This window comes from Pseudomonas sp. FSL R10-0399, assembly GCF_009600165.1.
In the GTDB taxonomy this organism is placed as follows: domain Bacteria; phylum Pseudomonadota; class Gammaproteobacteria; order Pseudomonadales; family Pseudomonadaceae; genus Aquipseudomonas; species Aquipseudomonas helleri.
Window position 1 is genome coordinate 1 of sequence record NZ_WIWK01000272.1, and the last position, 763, is coordinate 763.

Annotated in this window: 1 protein-coding gene; it reads right to left on the minus strand. The window is 57.4% G+C overall.

What is annotated here, in order from left to right:
* Positions 1-204: 204 nt before the first annotated feature.
* Positions 205-630 (minus strand): hypothetical protein, encoded by a 426-nt coding sequence (locus GHO41_RS29380; protein ID WP_153329159.1) that lies wholly within the window; start codon positions 628-630, stop codon positions 205-207.
* Between the last annotated feature and the right edge of the window lie 133 nt (positions 631-763).

Consider the following 763-nt stretch of genomic DNA (forward strand, 5'->3'; position numbering starts at 1 on the left):
CTCCCTAGGCGGAGCGTGCTTTTGATCGAGTCGGGTCAAGGGTTCGCTTCGCCCGGGACTCCGTTCAGCGCGACGGTAAAGCGCGTCACGCCGAGCCGGGGTCGCGGCCCCTGACCTGGGAAATTTCTTCAGTGGCGGGAATGGCCTCGATCGGAGTGCGAGAACTTGTTCACGTACGGAGGTCGAGGGGACAAGCGAAGCGCGTCAGGCCTGAGTGGCTCTAAATCGCAGAGCCATGACCTGTTTCGCAGAGAGCTGACGAATGGCGTCATTCGAGAAGACGAGCGCAGCGCGCAAAGATTTAGTCTCAGCTGGCCAAGAATCCAAATCATCAGTCCTGAATTGATATCTGCCGAGATATGCCGCAGAAATATCATCGGCAAGGGCCCTGTAAGCCTCTCCAGGCGTTTTTAACGCCAAATCCACAGCGTCCGACACAGGATCCTCTACGAGGGCTGTGCCGCCATTGTGGGCCCTCTCAAGCATGTGCTTGTTGTAAGCAACTGCTCCTGACTCTGGATCGTCTGTTGGATTACCAGGGCAAAGCTTGTCCTCCCAGGGCAGCACGTAATGCGATCTGCCGAGGATGTCCTGCAGGACGTAATCAGAGGGTTTTGCTATGCGCTGCATTGGGCTGCTCCCAGGCGAAAAAACGCATGGTAACGCAGCCTGCTTTGGGCAGCTGAAAGCTGATTCCAGAGCGGCCTTAGCCGCTCTGATAAACCGGCGTCGAAGACGACGGAAACAGCCGGACAGACGCCAC